Source organism: Carnobacterium sp. TMP28 (genome assembly GCF_047553015.1).
Lineage (GTDB): Bacteria > Bacillota > Bacilli > Lactobacillales > Carnobacteriaceae > Carnobacterium_A.
In genome coordinates this window covers 499,513-519,351 of the sequence record NZ_CP180212.1, presented here as the reverse complement: position 1 = coordinate 519,351, position 19,839 = coordinate 499,513, and the positions used below count along the sequence as shown (strand labels likewise).

General features: G+C 35.9%; 11 protein-coding genes, 2 rRNA genes and 1 CRISPR repeat array (1 of these 14 only partly in view). Of the genes, 2 read left to right on the top strand and 11 right to left on the bottom strand.

Features of this window, described 5'->3' with window-relative positions; genetic code table 11:
- Nucleotides 1-319: direct repeats of the CRISPR family, unit length 36 nt; unit sequence ATTTTGGTACTCTCGCATCTTTTGGTATAAGGAAAC; it reaches 2,952 nt to the left of the window's first position.
- Between the two features lie 59 nt (nucleotides 320-378).
- Both ACMHYH_RS02590 and ACMHYH_RS02585 read left to right on the top strand, forming a co-directional pair.
- Entirely contained in the window at nucleotides 379-1,347 is a 969-nt protein-coding gene (locus ACMHYH_RS02590) for a hypothetical protein (protein ID WP_414839815.1), read from the top strand.
- Between the two features lie 212 nt (nucleotides 1,348-1,559).
- Entirely contained in the window at nucleotides 1,560-1,781 is a 222-nt protein-coding gene (locus ACMHYH_RS02585) for a hypothetical protein (RefSeq protein ID WP_414839814.1), read from the top strand.
- A 143-nt stretch (nucleotides 1,782-1,924) separates the two neighbouring features.
- Here the strand turns inward: ACMHYH_RS02585 and ACMHYH_RS02580 are convergent, their stop codons facing one another.
- The 11 genes from ACMHYH_RS02580 to ACMHYH_RS02530 form a co-directional block, all read right to left on the bottom strand.
- Entirely contained in the window at nucleotides 1,925-2,083 is a 159-nt protein-coding gene (locus ACMHYH_RS02580; RefSeq protein ID WP_414839813.1) for a hypothetical protein, read from the bottom strand.
- Between the two features lie 72 nt (nucleotides 2,084-2,155).
- Nucleotides 2,156-2,821, bottom strand: a complete 666-nt coding sequence (locus tag ACMHYH_RS02575; protein ID WP_414839812.1) for an endonuclease/exonuclease/phosphatase family protein — start codon at nucleotides 2,819-2,821, stop codon at nucleotides 2,156-2,158.
- Nucleotides 2,822-2,919: 98 nt separating this feature from the next.
- On the bottom strand, nucleotides 2,920-5,487 hold the full coding sequence (gene pglZ / locus ACMHYH_RS02570; protein WP_414839811.1) for a BREX-1 system phosphatase PglZ type A: 2,568 nt from the start codon (nucleotides 5,485-5,487) through the stop codon (nucleotides 2,920-2,922).
- Between the two features lie 20 nt (nucleotides 5,488-5,507).
- Nucleotides 5,508-9,065: a BREX-1 system adenine-specific DNA-methyltransferase PglX gene (gene pglX / locus ACMHYH_RS02565; RefSeq protein ID WP_414839810.1), complete on the bottom strand. Its 3,558-nt coding sequence runs from the start codon at nucleotides 9,063-9,065 to the stop codon at nucleotides 5,508-5,510.
- A gap of 13 nt (nucleotides 9,066-9,078) precedes the next feature.
- Nucleotides 9,079-12,738: a BREX system P-loop protein BrxC gene (brxC, locus tag ACMHYH_RS02560; protein WP_414839809.1), complete on the bottom strand. Its 3,660-nt coding sequence runs from the start codon at nucleotides 12,736-12,738 to the stop codon at nucleotides 9,079-9,081.
- Nucleotides 12,739-12,796: 58 nt separating this feature from the next.
- Entirely contained in the window at nucleotides 12,797-13,234 is a 438-nt protein-coding gene (locus ACMHYH_RS02555) for a hypothetical protein (RefSeq protein ID WP_414839808.1), read from the bottom strand.
- A gap of 17 nt (nucleotides 13,235-13,251) precedes the next feature.
- Nucleotides 13,252-13,833, bottom strand: a complete 582-nt coding sequence (locus ACMHYH_RS02550) for a DUF1788 domain-containing protein (RefSeq protein WP_414839807.1) — start codon at nucleotides 13,831-13,833, stop codon at nucleotides 13,252-13,254.
- Nucleotides 13,830-14,435, bottom strand: coding sequence for a DUF1819 family protein (locus ACMHYH_RS02545; RefSeq protein ID WP_414839806.1), 606 nt, complete (start codon nucleotides 14,433-14,435; stop codon nucleotides 13,830-13,832). Before ACMHYH_RS02545 ends, ACMHYH_RS02550 begins: the two co-directional genes overlap by 4 nt.
- Nucleotides 14,436-14,596: 161 nt before the next feature.
- Nucleotides 14,597-16,390 (bottom strand): DUF4153 domain-containing protein, encoded by a 1,794-nt coding sequence (locus tag ACMHYH_RS02540; RefSeq protein WP_414839805.1) that lies wholly within the window; start codon nucleotides 16,388-16,390, stop codon nucleotides 14,597-14,599.
- A gap of 126 nt (nucleotides 16,391-16,516) precedes the next feature.
- A 5S ribosomal RNA gene (gene rrf / locus ACMHYH_RS02535) occupies nucleotides 16,517-16,632 on the bottom strand.
- Nucleotides 16,633-16,721: 89 nt separating this feature from the next.
- A 23S ribosomal RNA gene (locus ACMHYH_RS02530) occupies nucleotides 16,722-19,642 on the bottom strand.
- Between the last annotated feature and the right edge of the window lie 197 nt (nucleotides 19,643-19,839).

Below are 19,839 nucleotides of genomic sequence, written 5' to 3'. Positions count from 1 at the left end.
GTTCGTATCGCTTCTTTTAATTTTGGTACTCTCGCATCTTTTGGTATAAGGAAACAACGCTGCTTACATGGAGTTATATCCCGTAATTTTGGTACTCTCGCATCTTTTGGTATAAGGAAACTACTTGCCAACATCTCCCACGCTATTACTAATTTTGGTACTCTCGCATCTTTTGGTATAAGGAAACATTGTTCCTTTAATCGTTTGAGATGAACGCATTTTGGTACTCTCGCATCTTTTGGTATAAGAAAACATCGGTACTTTATAAAAGTTATGTGTTATAATTTTGGTACTCTCGCATCTTTTAGTATAAGGAAAATTTTACTAGTTAATACACTCGTTCATTGACGAGTAATCTTAAAAAAAGGAGCACTAAACATGACATACGAACCAACACCCGAATTCGCAGAAATAGAAACCATTAAGAGATACCAACGTCTACCAGAAAAAAACTATAAATTAAAATGGTTGATTTTAATTGGTATAGATGCACTGATGGTGCTCTCGCACATCACGACAGCCGAACAATTTATGGGTTTTCCTATTAACCCGGTTACACTAACAACGATTGACACAACAACGTTTATTCAAGTAGGAATCAGCCTTACTATTGTGCTCATCGGATTTCTACCTTATTGTCTTATACGAAACGGCTTTAAGATCATAAAGGGTTCTCTCGGAGGAGCAGCCAGTGCACTTCAACTATTGAACCCGTTTAATACCGAAGGTCGACGATTTAAAAAAAGCAGACGCAAAAACCAGCAAAAAAATACAGAACATGAGCAAAAGCAAAAGGAATTAAAGATAAACGCCCGTAAACTAAGTCCACTCTTGTCTTTCAGAGAGTCCTTTATAGGCAAACAATTTAGAGGGTACGCTGTTTTAATACATATGATTGCCTTTCTTGAATTATTCATGACCTCACGCGTTGATAACCTACTCAGCTCAATCAATCCTTACAGCATACAAATAATCTTAACCGTTTTAGTCTATGCGGTATTATCCAGAGAACCAACAAAAACAAAAAACTTAGCTGGAAAATACCTAAAAGAGGCCTTTAAATATTATTGTAGTCCGGACCATGCACAGCACCTAAGCCCATCAGAAAAAGAGTTATTTGATAAGAACTTTAAGATAGATATTCAAAATTCATCAACGCACCACCAAGGGTATTTTTCAAAAGGTGTCTATTACAATCAAGAGTATCATTACTTTGTGCGGGTACATGTGACCGACTTAATGTTGGGTGTGAGCTATACGCTCGTTTACACAAGCGACACCCTCCACAAGAATTGGGATATCTCAAAGGGTATCACAAGACTCACTCAAAATGGCGTCTATATCTAATAAATCAACTAAATTAAATTAAAAAAGGAGATAGCCTACCAGAAAAGTCGCTTACTTGAAAAGCAAGCCGATAACTAAATCACTCCGTTTATTAACGTCCAAATAGGCTCTGTTTGTCAATTTAAGTTTGTTTAAGAGATTAGCTATAAGTTATGCGTATTCCAGTTAAGTAGGTAAGAACAAGGCTTAAATCAAAGGAGGTGAATCACCTCATGCAAAAGCACATCAAGCCAGAAACATCGAATCGGTTCGCTCAGATGCAAATCAAAATCATTCGAGTCGAATCGTTTAACGAAATCCAAGATTTCCAAGAAGAAGTCAACACATTCCTAGCCGATATTCCGCTTGAGCGTTTGCTTGCAACGTCATTTAGTCACCCTGAAGATATGATGGGGTCAAAGCGACCAACGTTTTACGCCGAATATTTAAAGTAGCCGGCCATACTATAAAAAAACTAGAATGAGATAGATTATTATGGCTAAAATTCCTTATGGCAGAGAATGTAAGAAAAAAAAGTGGTTAAAGGTGTTAAAAACAGTCGTGTTCAGGACTACGAGGTTAAACTTTGGACGAATCCCTACGACACGAAAGACCCAAAACCTGTAGTATTATTAACAACCATCATCCAATCACGATCAAGTGTGTCAATGACATTTGGGAAAATACTTGTCTTAAAGACGTCACTGCTGATACTCCTTAAACTAGTCAGACTGCTTAAATCTAAATCAGACGTCATCGCTATTGCACTTCCCTTATAGAATTTTGGTACTCTCGTATCTCTTGGTATAAGGAAACATTTATCTTTATTCTAAGAATTTATCTCTAAAAAAATAGGCATATGATCACTATGCAAAATCCAATCTTTGTAACTACCAATAGTCAGGTTGTCTACCCATTCTCTCTTACAAAAAAAATAATCAATATGATAAGGTCGATGACTATGACGATACATATAATATGTCGCATATTTTTCTGATCCAGCGACAGTATCTGTTAAGGAATGGTAAGTACTTACCAAACCAATAGATGCCAGTTCATCTACAACCCCTGAATGAGTTCGTCTTTTGTGTTTTTCATCCCAGATGGCGTTACTATTAAAGTCCCCACCTATTAGTGTGTTTCTTATCTGTTTTTTATAGATTTGTAAGTAAACATAGATATCTTCTATATAGTTATTGCACCCCCATATTCCTAATAAATCAAATGTATTGTTTATCTTGCAACAGATAAAATACTCTAACCCAAAAGATGGCCAATTATTGTCTTCAAGTTTTATCTCCTTCTTTGCAAAAATACCTAATCCTCTATTCTTATTATGCCCAATCCATAAATGATTTTCTGCAAACTTAATGTAAGAATCATGATTGCTTCTTGCTGGATCTTCACATTCTTGAATAATATAAATATCAGCATCAAAAGAGTCTAAATATTGAAATTTCTTTCTAAATGCCCCATTGCAATTCCAAGTAATCATTTTCAAAATCTCCACTCCTTTTTGTATTAGTCTACCATAATTATTTTCTTAAATTTAAAAAATACCACACTGCTCTTTTTATGCAATGTGGTATCTGTCTATTCCATTTCTCTTGCTATATCAAATTTAAACCGCTCTTTTGTAACGTCTTTTATATCTTTACTATTTTTCATAACTAAATAATAATTAGATGATTGTTGATATGAAATAGTTGATAATATAAATTTCTCACGTATAATTCGATCTTGGCTCAATTCATTTCTACTATCTGCGATTAGTACTTGTTCGTTAGATAATTTATTGCCTATTTCATCCTCAAAATAGACACTTAGCCGTTTTTCTTTGAGAGTTTCCGAAACAGGATCGAGTTGTAAAAACTCCAACCAAATAACACTATTCGTCAGCGTTCTTGTTTGACTTAATAAATTAACCGTGACTTGCGGTCTATCATTCCGTCCGCGTACCATTTTAATTTTTAATAAAGGAACCATGGTCTCTTGAGGCAAATGTCCTCCATGAACGTATTGATACCCTCCACCTGCCAATGTAAATCGATTGATCCCTCTTGGTATAAGAACGTGTCTATTAGTGTTAATTTGGTTTACTAAAGAGAAGCTTAATCCTGTTTGTGTTGGATTTTCTTTTTCGGATAAGATAAAACGTTTATTGTAACTAGTTCCTTTAAGTTCAGTTATTAACTGCACTTTTTCAGTTGATTGAATGGTACTTCTACTGTATAAAAAACCATGATCAGCTGTCACAAATAACTGTGCAGCACTTACTTCCGTTGTTAGACGTATGATTAGTCTTTTTAGTTGTTGTAAGGCCTCTTCAACAGCCGCAAAAACATCATTCTCAGTGATTCTTTGATCGCCTATTGCATCAATTCGATTATGGTAAAGATAAATCACTTTTTTTCCCGAAAATTCAGAGCGCAATTCGTCTCGACTTAACTGATTGACTGCATCATGACTGATAGCAAGAGCTTTATCGGAACTGCTTTTTTGAAGAACTTCATTTCTCTTTGCTATGCTTTCGGTGGATAACCCATCTACTCTAACTTCACCCGTCGATTCGATAGCAAGTTGCTGATGTGGCAATAATGCAGCCATTCCTAAAGCCGTACTAGAGGGTAAGGCTGTCCGCATTGATGATAATTCACCAGTAAACCGTTTATCTTCTAACAAACGTTGAAACAGTTCTTGACCAGCTTCAAAACGCAGTCCATCTGATATAATCACAATAACTTTTTTGTCTTGTTCAACAAAAGAAGCTACCTCATCAGAATAAAAATGAGTTTGCTGAGGGATATCCTTTCTGCTTAACCTAACTTCTTGCATCACTAACTGGTCCCACTTTGCTGCAAATTCTTTTAAAAATAACTGATGATAGTGCCTTTCAATGGTTAATGTTAAGTCTTCAAATGAATCATTTAAATGATCTAATTGATCAAAGTAAAAATAAAATTTACGATAAGCTTGATCTATTTTATAAAAATTTGTTTGATACATTTGCCAAAATAAATGCTCATCATGAATCTTAGCAAGCAGACTAGTCATCTCATCTACAGCTTTAACTAGTTTCAGACTCCAGCGCAATGCATGATAAGCTGCACGGTAGTTCTTGTACCAAAACTTTCCTCTTCTTTGTGCAATCAACTGATCATAATAATCATAGTCTATCCCACCATTAGCTAACTGAGAAGCTAGTTGTTGAATAAGGTAATTATCAAACCATTGGAACGTTTGAACCTCGGTCACATTAGCTAATGACTCTTGATTGAATAATTGACTAATTCCTAATTCTTTTTCTAATTGGTCAGCTACTTGAATATAACTTAGTTGCTGATCTCTTAAATTCATCCATTGATTGATAAAAATAATCGCTTGATTTACTTTTGGCAATACAAATGGTTCAAATGCTTTAGGAAACTCTTCTAGCCATTCACTAGCTAAATGAGTGATAAACAATTGTTCCATTAAGGTCTTGATAGACCATTCGCCAGTCTTACTTGTTGACAAGTTGAAGCCAAATAGACGATTGATTAACCGCCAAAAACGATCCTTATTACCAAATTTTTCAATTGCAGTCCAACGCATAGTCTGACCTTTAACAGACTCAGCAAACAATTCAATCAAACTATTAGTCCAATCAGGCTGTTTCGCTTTGGTTAGTACAGCTAAGATACAGAATTCCATTGTTTCTTGATTTTGAGTTATCATTTGCTGGAAAAACTTTTTAAATTTAGTTGTTCGTTCTTTAGATTTGAAAAAGGTCTGGTACTTTTTCGCTAAATCGGTTAAGGCCTCGTTAGTTGGATCTATTCCGATAGCCGCATACAATTGACTGTCTTGATCCAATTTTAATTCATGGCTATACAATAGAACTCCCAACATAGGATTTTCTTGGTCGCTAGGACGTTCAATTGTACAATACAAGACAATATTTTTATCCGCCATCACTTTTTCAATCTGATAGTGAGTTTGAAAATAATTGTGATCCGTTACTTTAAGTAATTCAAATAACGCAGTTTCCTTACTCCATTCAGTTAACTGTTCGCCATACTGTTCGTCTTCATCATACAAATACAGAATCTTTCTTTTCTCACCTGTTTGAAGAGGCGAGTGAAAGAACGTTTGAATTTTCTTATTAATATCTTGTGCCATTAGACTGCCTCTTCCTATCTTTATATTTTTTCAAGTACATTCATTTTCACTAGTTTCCCAGCTTGATCTTTAACTACTTCAACATCTTGGAACTTTTCATAATTTACTTTTACCCCATCATCCAAATCTAATTCAATGCGTTGTTTGGCCATGTGATCTAGCACTTCTGCATATTGAACAATTTCTGTTTTATCTTTTAGATAGTTTTCAATTGCTTTTAATGAAGCTGCTTTTGACTGACTAGAAGCATTCTCATCATCTACTACATGTTGCTCTAACGTGATTAAATTATCCAGTATCCGGCTTTGTTGCAAGACATAATCTGTTCGGATGCGTGCAATCGTATCACGGTCATAGCGATGTAAATAGATTAATCCTTTAAAAGCTCCACGTTTCCCACTACTAAACATCCAGTAAATCGGTCTTTTCTTGTAAATTTTCAAATGGTCTTTATAAAAGTCTTTTATGAAATAACGACGAATACAATCTACGGAAGATTCATTTACTTTTTTACCTAGTGTTTCTGCTATAAATAAAAGATTCTCTTCTAAGGTTTCTTTTCCATAAAGGATGCTAACTAATTCTTCAATCTTATTGATAATATCATCATCAAATAAAACTTCTTCTGTTACAGGAATAATATTATCTACATCGGGTTGATAGGTTTTATAATTCGCTGCATCCCATTCTCCACTAGCATACGCTAAACCTTCTTCATCCAATGAATAACGGCCAAAAATAAGACCCACTAGATAAGACAAGAAACTTTTTACATCTCTTGTTTTATCAGCTTTTCGGATCGTCACATCTTTATCCTCTACTTCTGGAGTTAGCTCATCTTGTAGACCATAAATATCAATGAAGATACGATTTAATTCTTCTTCATTAGCTTTTAATTGATTAAACTGTTCATTTGTAAATTCTTCCCATGAGTTGAATGAAGATATAATAAGATTACTTTTGTAATTTAAAATTGGATGCTTTTCGAAATCCCAGGAAGTTTCAAATGAATCCCAATCATTTTTAGATATGTTAATATTGGCCTTAGCAACATCATTTACGAGTTCATAATAACTATAGTCAATAATAACTGGTAAATTAGATATATTACCTTTTTGAAAGTTTAAAGTAGGATTAATAGCACCTAGAAAATAAAATGTTATTTCTGAACATAACAATGCTAAATAATAATAAACATCTTCTTTTTTCACACTTGCAAATGATCCGCTAGCATCAAATAGGAATCCTTTATCAATATATCTTGCAGAGAACTTATAAGAAGATAAGGAATTCCAAGTAATATTCTCTTTAAAAATATAATCAAGATTAAAAGCATGTGCAGGAATCTTTCCCTTCTCATTTTTAAAGTTTCTCATGAATTTACCATCTTGCTCCCAATTAACAACGTATTCATTATTACCATACCATTTCCTATAATTTCCTCCTTTGCTATAAGGGAACCATTTTTTACCTGTTTTTACACTTTCCTCTCTATCCAATATTCCAATTCCAAATTTTTTTGTAGAAATTTCATGCCATAGTCTCATAAATAAATCATTATTTCCCGTGATCATACCAGCTCTGGTTTCAGTATAGTTACCTAAACGTTCTTCAGAATTGAAAATATCAAACATATTTTGTGTTCCCCAGTAGGCAATCGGGCTCCCGGGGATAGATGAGAACGATTTAGCATTAATATGATATAAAAAATCGTGTTTATTATTACTAGCCGCATCTACAAATTTTTCTTTTTGTACTTTCATACCTCCTTTAAACTTCGACAAATCTATATAAGATCCATTCCCTATACTCAGAGTATTTTTCAGTACAAATGTACACAATGGGACAGTTGCTTCTTCGAATGCTGAATATTCTAAATGAACTAAACTTGAAATTTTTTTACTTCCAATAATGAATTCACGTAGTTTCTCATAGCTCTTTATAAACATCCAAACAAACGGTGTCATAAAACCTAAGTATCCATTAGCTTTACAAAGTCTTGTATTTTGATAAATAAAGATTGAAAATAAGTCACTTGAATAATCTTTATAATGTTTATTCAAGAATATTTTAACTTTTACATCCATTCCTTTTTTTCCCATATAGGGAGGGTTTGTTACAACTACTTCGTATTGCTTTGCTAGTATTTCATATTGATTTAACAAATCTTCTATAAGTGGTAATGTGTATTCGACTAGTTCGCTAGTAAAAATATCTATTTCGCCATAGTGCTTAAAATAGTCCATTTGTTCTTTAATTTGATTGATATCAATCTCAGGAACTTGAATAATTGACCCATACAATTTTGCATCTTTAAACGTTTCTACTAAAGTTTCTGTTTCTTGAAGAAGTGTCTCATCTTCTTTAGCAAATAAATAAACGTCTTCCTGAGTAATTTCATTACTTTCCTCAATACTATGAACATGAACATTGAATTTTCTACTGAATAATCGTTTGTCGTACGAGCGAGCTTTCATAATAACAGCGAAAGTCGCCAATTGCGTTGCACGTCTATCAATATCTAATCCAAATAGGTTGTTTTCAAGAATCAACTTGGGTATTTCTCTTTCAGAGTAACCACGCGATAGATAGATCTTGTAAAAAAGCTCAAAGGCATAGACTAAAATATGTCCTGATCCACAAGCAGGATCTAAAAATTCGATCTCTTCAATAGTAAGATTAGGATTTTTTAAGTCTTCGAGTTGTTTTAGAACTTCTGCTGTTTGTTCAGCATCTTCTAGATAATAAGCTAGTGATTCTTGTAAGTTCTTATCCGGATGAGATTCTAACCATAGTCTTCCTAGTGAGTTATCCACCATATATTCGACAATCCAGCGCGGTGTAAATAATTGAGTCGCTGCTGGAATATCGTTTTTACCAATTTTTTTATTTTTCTTTAAATTAGCAAAAACAAGATCTTTTTGTTCAGAGATATAAAATTGATACAACCAACCAACAATTTCAACGTCTTTCCAGTCTTCTTCATCAATCATATTGACGATGTCACGAATTATGCTATTTTCTGCTAATAGATTATCTGGCAGCAATAAAGCTAAGTCATCTGAGATATAGTCAAACACATTAGGGATAATCTCGCCTAATTTGTTGCATTGTTTGACTAATAAATATTGGTATAATGCTTCAAATTTATTTTCATCTTGTAATTTAAAAATTAATTCTCTATCTAGATTTAATTCATCACTTAATTCTAAGATAGAAGTTAGAGCATCTGGTTCTAGTTTACCAGCCGTTTGTGAAGAAAGAATCGACATCCGGATTGGTAGATAACCATTCACTTCCATAAACCGTAAAGCAACAATTCGGTTGAACCAAGTATACGCTGCTTCGTCCATCACTTGATCGTATCCATCAAAAACTAAGCGATTTTTCAAATGATTGTATTGCTTTAACTGCTCTTTACCCATAACTGTTCCATTCACAACTAAACCGTCTGTTAATTCTATGATAGGTGTAATCTTATCAGCCGTAATGCCGTAGCTGTAGGCTTTTTGTTGCACACCCTTTTTTAATTTATTGCGTGCTTGAAAGGCGAATTTGCGTAAGGCTGCTTTATCCATTTAGATTACCCCCTTACGATAATTTGATAAAATCAACATATTTGTCTGCTAATGATTTCATCAAATTACCTTTCAATATAGTCAAGTACTGGTCAATATCTTCTTCGTTTCTAATTTCAATCACCTGACGAGGCAATATTTCCGTTTGGCGCATAATTAATGCACGTTCTGCTTTGACCAAAGTCTTAGTTTCTGATTTTTTTCCAGCTGAGGAAACTTTATGCGTGCTTTCAGCTTCTTCGACTATTAAACCAAGGTTATTTTTTCTGCTTTGTTCCTCTACTTGTTTTTTTCTCGCTGCCTCTTGTTCATCATAGATGATACATTTAGCAGACTCGATTGCTCTCAAGGTTACTACTTTAATTTCATTGCTTTCGCCTTTATATGCTTGAAGCTTGCCAACAGTATTGGAATTATCAACCTTTTTTTCAAGATCATTCATTTTAAAATTAAAGGTTGTTTGAATGCGTTCAATACTAGCGTAATCAAGTAAATCAGCTATTTCTTTTGCAATATCTCGTCGATCTTGCTCGATACTATCAGAAATAGGTTGTGAGACAGTCTCTAATTGTTGAACAATCTCTCTGTTAAATTGATCAATTAATTCAGGCAATTCTTTCATTCTTCGATAGGGTCTAGATAATCTTAAAATATCTGCTACTGTATTCATTAAATGATCTATTTCGTCATTATTTAAATAATTTTTATCTTGATCATACAAAGCTAATTTTTCTTTAGCATCCAGATAAATTTCTTTTTGATTCGACTTAAAAAAGGCTTTGATATCTTGTAATTCTTCATATTGCTCGATTAAACGCTCCTCGTTTTCTGCTAAATAAGTAAAAAACGCTGTCGAATCTTCAATAGAAACAAGAATATCTAGCTGTTTAATCGTAACATCAACTAATGTCTTATCCGGAAAGTTAGCATGGCGGTATTCTAGCTTCAATCGTTCCATTTCTTTTTGTTCCTTGCTAAAACGATTTGCGATAAAAACAAACATCTCTTCTTCTTTTTCACCAATACTATTCAGACCAAATAACGTCGACATAATTGTTTTAGCACTTTGAATCTTACGTTGGGAGATAACCTCTCTTACAGACAACACTAACTTCTCTTGCGTCTCTTTTTTTAATATATTTTTCAAAAAGTCTTGTTCTTGGGCATCTAATTTACGGCTATTTAAAGTTAAGTGAATTTTTTCTTCCTTCATTAATTGAATCAGACAAACTAAAATATCCAATTCTTTCCAACCATAAGGAACTGCTTGATAGCGCTGAATCACTTCTCTTAATGTAATCAGTAATTGACGTTGGTGCTGTTGATTCAAGTAACTAGCTATTTCAGTGGTAGCTAATGCATTTTCATAGTCGTATTCATCATCAAGGTACTGTCTTTCTTTGTTTAGAATGATCTTTTCTAACTCTTCTCTCGTATGAGTAACAGCAATATAATTTATCTTAGAATAAAGTGACTCTACTAGAGAGCGTAACCCTTCTTCTATTCTTTTTACTGGTGTCCCGGTCGCTTCAATGAGGTAACCATTAATATAAATTTTTGCATTTTCAATTGCTGATTGAAGTTTTAACTTGATTTGAGTTTGTAATTGTCCTCGTTCATTTGCCTTACGTAAATGAATTTCTTGGATAATAGGCGTTTTCGTTTTTGCCGACTGTCCTCTTAAGTAATGATTAATCTTAAGATAATAGCGCAATTCTCCAAAGTCCTCTTCTCGAGGCAATTGAACAATAATCTTAGTCTCTCTTTGAGATAAAGCTACCACTTCTGGTTCTTCCATATACTCCGAATAAGCGGTAACGATTTTAATCCCCATATCTAATTGTCCATTTCGAACAGCACGTTCGTCAATCCATTGTGAGAAATCAAATAGATACTGAAGCGTTCTCCTATCTTCAAATGGCTGATAGGTATATTTTTTCATAGTGATTAATTCATCAAAAATAGATTTCCCAGCTTCTAAAATCAACTCAGAAGTAGGCAATTGAATCCGATTAATCTCTCGGTTCACATCTTGTTCCTCATTTGTTAAAAATAGATATTTATCGCCCATTCGCTGGATTAAATACTCTTTTTGTAGGCGTAAGAGAGATTCACTAATTTTCTTACTCAATGAAATCGTATCTTCATTTATACTACTCAACATTAAAGTTGTTAAATTTTTGATTGTCCCAGGCATCTCATCAATGTAACGAATTAAAAAAAGTAATTTCAATACGTCTACATCAAAAGAGTCCACACTCTCATTTTGATAAGCCTTAATGATTGTTGAACGAACAGACGCTTCAAGTGCTTGATCAATGCTATCGTAAAATGTCTGGAAAGGAACTAAAGTACCAATCTCTTTATTTTTAATACCAATTGTCGCTTGTTGAATAGATTCCAATAAATTTCGTTCTCCATCTGATAAGTGCTTTCCAGCTGAACCGTGCTCACGAATACTTGTAAAAACTTTTTGTAATAAATTGAATTGATAAGGAATAAAAGGATAAACATCAGAAAAATCTACTCGATCTTTATAAAAACGCATAGTAGCTGTATTTTCAAATTCTAATTTATTTTTTAACGCAGCTTCTTGCTCATCATAAGTCAACACGAGTGTTTCTCTTACAACAGAAGTTTTTTCAAGTAAGCGAATTTTGATAACTTCATCCGCATTTGCACTACTTAGACTAACTCGAGTATTAAATCGACCTTGTATTTTCGAAAAATCTCTAACAGACATATCTTCTGTTAAACTATCAATATCTTGTTGAGAGGTTACTAATACCCAGACTTTCCCCTTCAATAACTTTCCTAAATCTTCGACTACCGTTTGTAGATTCAACATTAACTGAGTATTATCGGATATAAACTGACCAACTTCATCAACTGCAAAAATTAAATGATAGTTTTCTGCTTGTTGATCAACAAAATTTTTCAACCGGTTAGCAAAACTATCTACAGAGATACTATAATTATTTTCTCCATTTTCAATCCAACTTCGGGCACTTGCTTCTGACATTTCTGTTGCTTTTTCTAATGCGTGGATTGCTTCATCCATATTAAAGAAAATCTCATCTCTGCCATCTTCCCAACTTAGTGCTGTTTCTTCCTCAAAGTAACGTTTGAAGTCTTGGTATTGTCCACTTTTATCAAGTGTCTCCTCTAATTGTGCTAACCAAGGAATACTTGCTGAATAACCACGCATCTCGTTAAACACTTTATTAAAAACTTCTACAATAGCAAGTTTATTTTGTTTACTATCTGCTTCCGATTTTGAATCGATATTAAATAAAATGACATCACTAGGCACATTAGATGCATCATGCATTAATGCTAATAAGTCTGGATCCGTAATCTTGTCTTCAAAGAAATCTACGGGTCGCTTGCCATCAATCATTACAGTTGAATCTAGCAGATAAGACAATATTTTAAGAAAATGCGATTTACCCGAACCAAAGAAACCAGAAATCCATGTTCCTACTTTATCGGTTGATTGTTCCAATGAACGGTTATAAGCTTTGAAAAAAGTCACAAAGTTTTTGGTTAATTCCTCCGTGACGACATATTCTTCTAACTCTTGTCTGATATTATCTTGTTCTTTCTTGCCTATCTTAATAACACCTTGAATTTCACGATTGATGTCTTTTTTGAATAACTGCTCTATTTTCATTTCCCTTCACTCCTAAGTAAGATTTTAATTATTTTTATAAACACAATTAAAATCTTACTCAGGGAGATGAATTAGAACATAAGAACAACGAATTACTTTTTTGGACAAGAAAAATAGAGTCATAGAAATTTTCTGTGGCTTTTTTATTTCTATATTTAATTATATTGCTATTATTAGATTTGATTATTCCTAAATAATAACATTTGTTTTTAAATTTATTTAGACTATTAAAGCGATTTTTAAGCTGTGCTGTGCTGTGCTGTGCTGTGCTGTGCTGTGCTGTGCTGTGCTGTGCTGTGCTGTGCTGTGCTGTGCTGTGCTGTGCTGTGCTGTGCTGTGCTGTGCTGTGCTGTGCTGTGCTGTGCTGTGCTGTGCTGTGCTGTGCTGTGCTGTGCTGTGCTGTGCTGTGCTGTGCTGTGCTGTGCTGTGCTGTGCTGTGCTGTGCTGTGCTGTGCTGTGCTGTGCTGTGCTGTGCTGTGCTGTGCTGTGCTGTCATAATCTACCTTCCTTTCTTTAATTTTCTGTTATTTTAAAAGCTCGATAATAGTTATCATCTGTAAACTTGTTGAATAGCTGCAACTTACCATTTTCATACGTACCTGGATAAAATAAAACTAATGGTATATCTTCTACAACTGTTTGTAAATTATTCAATATAACGTGGGAGCGAATGATTGGATAAGCTTTCCCCACCCCTACGATAAACACAATAGCCTCTTTTTCTAAATGCTCTTCTATATATCTAACAATCCAGTCATTATTCGTCGCAATCTTTAAGGCTTTCCTCATTTTATCGAATAAATCATTGCTTCCTTTGTTTTCTTCCATAATAAAATTTTTATCTAAATAACCCCGTTGTTCAAAAAATAAAAGAATAATTTCATATAAATCAAAGATTTGAACTTTAAAATTCAAATTTTCTCTTTCTAAAAATTTCTTTAAGTTAGGTACATACTCTCTAACAACTAATTCGTCCTTTGGATCATAATCAAAAATATAAAAACCAACTTCGTTACCTAAACCTTTATTTGTAAGAAATTTAGGATCATTTATTTTGTCTTTTAATTCATCTATTCTTATTGCGATATCTCTCATTCTAAGGATTCTCCTAACATGACTTCAACTATTTGCTTTTCTTTATACTCAATTAAATAGTTTTCCACTTGTAACTCTATTACTAACGGCTGTAAATACGCATACCCTTCCAGTCCCACCAGCATGCCTGCATCTTTCAAGACTTGATGGTAATTATCTCTTAATTTCCTTTTAGTACTCGGTGTCCAATTTGCTACCGTAGAAGATTGTTCACTTTTTAATTCAAAAAAATAGTCAGTCTCCTGTTTAGATAAGGTTCTTTCCATAATCAAGAACTTATCAAATATTACTTCTTTCATCCATTCAAAAAATAATATATCTTTTTTTAAAATAGCATACAAAAGCAGAGCTCTCGAAGTCAAAGAATCCGCGTTAATAAACCGCTCTATTAAGTACTCATCTAGATTATCTATGCGCTTCATGATTTCACGATAAAACCTCCCAGCTCTATCTAAACTTGTCAATTGAAAAATATTATCTTGTAGCACCTTATTTTTAATTTCAGTTTCAGACAATCCTGAGACCATTAGAGTAACTATTAATTTTGTTTCATGATACATAAACGGTCTTGTATTTAAAGTCGTTGAATAGTTTTGAGACAACTGATCACTTCCATCTTTTGAAAAATTAAATTAACTTTAGTATAGCATTTTAGCGGTTTCAATCATAGTTAATGCGAGTAGACTTTTAGATATCTAAGTTACTTAATAACAGAAAAAAGTCATTTGAGTTCGTTCCCCAAGTGACTTTTTTCTGTTTTTAGTTATTTAATTTGAACAAGTAGATAAACATCTCCCGCATATTGGCCATCGTATTCATTTAGAGACTCTACAATTATTTTCACTTTAAATTGATCGTTTTCTTCAATGATTGTTGCCTCATCAACAGTTACTATTCCTTTTTTGAGATTTTCTTCAGACAGTAAAGTGTTAAAAATGGGTTCCATCAGGATAGCCATTTGTTCTTTGCCTTTTGCATCTTGAATCACAATTGTATGACTACCATTTTTTCGTTGTTGAACGACTGTGTGCATTACCCCATCCACCTCAAAAGAGATGTCTTTACTATCAGACGTATCACTATCAGAAGCATAAAAATGGAGACGCATAAATTGCTGGTACTCTTCAAGAGAAAGATTTAAGTCATTTTCATAGTCTAAGTTAATATAACGACCCACATCTTCAATCGTTTGATTTTCATATTCTCTGTTAAAACCAAAAGTTGTTTCAAATTTATTATTATTGGTTAAATCATCTGGCAACCACTCTATCTTTCTAGCATAATTCATTTCTGCCAAATAGTCAGAAGTTCCAGTGATTCGAATTTTATCTTCTTTAGAAATAGCTGCATTTGGTATAATTTTATCTTCTTCAAGCATTTGATTTTCTATAAGAATCTCTTCTAATAAATTTGTTTGACTTATTCTACTCACTGTAAAAGCGTCAATAGGAGGTAAAATAGATAGAATAGAAAAAGCTATCAAAACAGCAATAGCATATCCATTTTTATTAACCGGTAAAAAACTAAAAATTACTCCTGCAATCGTAGCAAATACTCCAAAAAGAATGACATAATAACGACCTTGTGTCATTCCCATTTCTCCTATTTTTAACACAGAAGCAATCGTTTGAAATAAAACAATTGGTATCAGTAATTTAGGGAAAATTTTTCTAAATAAAACAGCAAACTTATTTTGAATCGTACTAGATAAAATATAAACAACAATCACTACTACCGCATAAGATACGAGTAAGGGCTCTAATAAGTTATCTGTCCAAAAAGTACCACTTATATTTATTAAAATATACGCTAATAGAATAGCTGTATAAACTGCCGTTAAAGGAATAAATACATAAGAAATTAAGACTTCTAACATCCTTGGAACGCTTGTTGCTTCATTTAGTTTTTCTTTAATGCCTATTTTCTCTTTCTTAGACACACTTTTATCTTTTGTATCCTCGTATATAGGAGTAAACGATAAATAGTATAAAGGAGCAAATAACGAGAATACACCATTTAATACGTGCAAGATTAATTTATCATCCACTGAAAACAGCAAACGATCAATTGCAACGATAATAGAACTAACTCCAATAGCAATAATTAGTGTAAACAATGACGTAATGAAAAAAGCTTTAAAAGCTACTATAAAACTTTCATTGAAGGTTAGACGTTTTTTTATTGTAGGTATTAAAATATAAAGTAAGACTAATGCAAAAACAAAGACACTCGTTTTAATTCCTACCTCTAATTCATATAAGTCAGCCGTTGGAAGAATAAAATAATAGCCAATTGTCAGCACACCAGCTGCTACCATGAGCATAAGGCGTTGACTTTGTTTGTGGAAAAATCTTTCATAAAGTTGCTGTGCTACTCCACTGAGTAGTGCACCTATGAATAAAGTAAATAAATAATTTGTATACAGATCTTTTTCTTGATTGATCATGACACCATTTAACAACGTCACTGCTAAAAGAAATAAAACAGTTAGAGGATAACGACTTCCTGCACGAATAATACCTTTAATTATTTTTTTGAAATTTTCTGCTACTTTCATTTTCTCCACCTTCTTTCTTAGTTATCATGATGTTACCTAGAGTATAGTCTAATTAGAGTACAATGTATATTGGTATCTTTTTCCAAAAAAAAAAAGCACCATCCGAAGATGATACTTTTTAAAGATGCGCGGCAGCGTCCTACTCTCACAAAGGGAAACCCTTCACTACCATCGGCGCTAAGAAGCTTAACTACTGTGTTCGGCATGGGAACAGGTGTGACCTTCTTGCCATCGCCACCACACATCTTTTAGTTACAAGAGAACGTTGTTCTCTCAAAACTGGATAGTGTTTAACTATAAGACAATAAAACCGTTTCTTCATCGTTTAAAAATGGTTAAGTCCTCGACCGATTAGTATTGGTCCGCTCCATACATCGCTGTACTTCCACTTCCAACCTATCTACCTGATCATCTCTCAGGGGTCTTACTCACTTACGTGATGGGAAATCTCATCTTGAGGGGGGCTTCACGCTTAGATGCTTTCAGCGTTTATCCCGTCCACACATAGCTACCCAGCGATGCTCTTGGCAGAACAACTGGTACACCAGCGGTGTGTCCATCCCGGTCCTCTCGTACTAAGGACAGCTCCTCTCAAATTTCCTGCGCCCGCGACGGATAGGGACCGAACTGTCTCACGACGTTCTGAACCCAGCTCGCGTACCGCTTTAATGGGCGAACAGCCCAACCCTTGGGACCGACTACAGCCCCAGGATGCGATGAGCCGACATCGAGGTGCCAAACCTCCCCGTCGATGTGGACTCTTGGGGGAGATAAGCCTGTTATCCCCAGGGTAGCTTTTATCCGTTGAGCGATGGCCCTTCCATACGGAACCACCGGATCACTAAGCCCGACTTTCGTCCCTGCTCGACTTGTAGGTCTCGCAGTCAAGCTCCCTTCTGCCTTTACACTCTACGAATGATTTCCAACCATTCTGAGGGAACCTTTGGGCGCCTCCGTTACACTTTAGGAGGCGACCGCCCCAGTCAAACTGCCCGTCAGACACTGTCTCCCAGCCAGATCATGGCTGAGGGTTAGAGTGGTCATACAGCAAGGGTAGTATCCCACCATTGCCTCCACCAAGACTAGCGTCCTGGCTTCATAGGCTCCTACCTATCCTGTACAAGCTGTACAAACACTCAATATCAAACTGCAGTAAAGCTCCATGGGGTCTTTCCGTCCTGTCGCGGGTAACCTGCATCTTCACAGGTACTATAATTTCACCGAGTCTCTCGTTGAGACAGTGCCCAAATCATTACGCCTTTCGTGCGGGTCGGAACTTACCCGACAAGGAATTTCGCTACCTTAGGACCGTTATAGTTACGGCCGCCGTTTACTGGGGCTTCAATTCTGAGCTTCGCTCGAGAGCTAACCCATCCTCTTAACCTTCCAGCACCGGGCAGGCGTCAGCCCCTATACGTCATCTTTCGATTTAGCAGAGACCTGTGTTTTTGATAAACAGTTGCTTGGGCCTATTCACTGCGGCTGACCAATTGGTCAGCACCCCTTCTCCCGAAGTTACGGGGTCATTTTGCCGAGTTCCTTAACGAGAGTTCGCTCGCACACCTTAGGATTCTCTCCTCGACTACCTGTGTCGGTTTGCGGTACGGGCAGATTGTTTCTAACTAGAAGCTTTTCTTGACAGTGTGACATCGGGAACTTCGATACTTAATTTCTCTCCCCATCACAACTTGTCCTTAATAGAGGCAAGCATTTGACTCACCTCAAGACTTGTTGCTTGGACGCACATATCCAACAGTGCGTATTCCTTAGCCTACTGTGTCCCTCCATTGTTCAAACAAAACAAACTGGTACAGGAATCTCAACCTGTTGTCCATCGTCTACGCCTATCGGCCTCGACTTAGGTCCCGACTAACCCTGGGAGGACGAGCCTTCCCCAGGAAACCTTAGTCATTCGGTGGACGGGATTCTCACCCGTCTTTCGCTACTCATACCGGCATTCTCACTTCTAAGCGCTCCACCAGTCCTCACGGTCTAGCTTCGACGCCCTTAGAACGCTCTCCTACCATAGAACCTAAGTTCTATCCACAGCTTCGGTGTTATGTTTAGCCCCGGTAAATTTTCGGCGCAGGGTCACTCGACTAGTGAGCTATTACGCACTCTTTAAATGATGGCTGCTTCTGAGCCAACATCCTAGTTGTCTAAGCAACCCCACATCCTTTTCCACTTAACATAAACTTTGGGACCTTAGCTGGTGGTCTGGGCTGTTTCCCTCTCGACTACGGATCTTATCACTCGTAGTCTGACTCCCGGATATAAATCAATGGCATTCGGAGTTTATCTGAATTCGGTAACCCGAGAAGGGCCCCTAGTCCAAACAGTTGCTCTACCTCCATGATTCTAATTCCGAGGCTAGCCCTAAAGCTATTTCGGAGAGAACCAGCTATCTCCAAGTTCGATTGGAATTTCTCCGCTACCCACACCTCATCCCCGCATTTTTCAACATACGTGGGTTCGGTCCTCCAGTGCGTATTACCGCACCTTCAACCTGGACATGGGTAGATCACTTGGTTTCGGGTCTACGACCACATACTCATTCGCCCTATTCAGACTCGCTTTCGCTACGGCTCCGTCTCATCAACTTAACCTCGCATGGGATCGTAACTCGCCGGTTCATTCTACAAAAGGCACGCTATCACCCATTAACGGGCTCTAACTACTTGTAAGCACACGGTTTCAGGTGCTGTTTCACTCCCCTTCCGGGGTTCTTTTCACCTTTCCCTCACGGTACTGGTTCACTATCGGTCACTAGGGAGTATTTAGCCTTGGGAGATGGTCCTCCCGGATTCCGACGGAATTTCTCGTGTTCCGCCGTACTCAGGATACTGATCAGAGTGAACAAAGTTTCAGTTACGGGGCTATTACCCTCTTCGGCGGACCTTTCCAGGTCGCTTCTCCTACTTCGTTCATTTATGACTCTATGTGTTCAGTCCTACAACCCCAGAAAGCAAGCTTTCTGGTTTGGGCTATTCCCGTTTCGCTCGCCGCTACTCAGGGAATCGATTTTTCTTTCTCTTCCTGCAGGTACTTAGATGTTTCAGTTCTCTGCGTCTACCTCTATTGACCTATGTATTCAGTCAATAGTAACACCCGATAAAGAGTGTTGGGTTTCCCCATTCGGAAATCTCTGGATCAAAGCTTACTTACAGCTCCCCAAAGCATATCGGCGTTAGTCCCGTCCTTCTTCGGCTCCTAGTGCCAAGGCATCCACCGTGCGCCCTTATTAACTTAACCTATGGTCATGTTAACTATTCCATTCACCCTAAGGTGAAGAAATACATTAAAAAATAAAACGCGATGTTTTCTTGGTTTCTTGATTTTCTTACATGTTAAACACTATCCAGTTTTCAAAGAACAACTACTTACTTTTTGAGAAGATTAGACCTCTCAAAACTAAACAAAGTAAAACAACTGTGACGGTTCCGTTATAT